The organism is Campylobacter sp. RM12642 (assembly GCF_020137635.1).
Classification (GTDB): Bacteria; Campylobacterota; Campylobacteria; order Campylobacterales; family Campylobacteraceae; genus Campylobacter_E.
On sequence record NZ_JACGAT010000096.1, the window covers coordinates 1 to 215 of the forward strand.

The 215-nt window shown below is 27.9% G+C and carries 1 protein-coding gene; it reads left to right on the plus strand.

Annotation, left to right across the window (positions count from 1 at the left end; translation table 11 throughout):
* A partial coding sequence (locus tag AVBRAN12642_RS09830) for a hypothetical protein (RefSeq protein ID WP_336608329.1) occupies positions 1-215 on the plus strand: 215 nt, incomplete at both ends.

Here is a 215-nt window from a genome sequence, read left to right on the forward strand (position 1 = left end):
GATAGATTTGTAGATTATAAAGAATTCGCACAAAATGTCGCAAAACCACTTAATTCTATGGTAGCAAAAGGTTTAATAACTCAAAGCGATATTTCAAAAATGCCAAAATACTTAGCTGATGAAGCAAATAGATTATCACAAGATTTTAAAAGAGCAAGAAGTGAAGAATTAGCAAAAGAATATAAAAAAATACTAAATTGGTATGAAAAACTAGC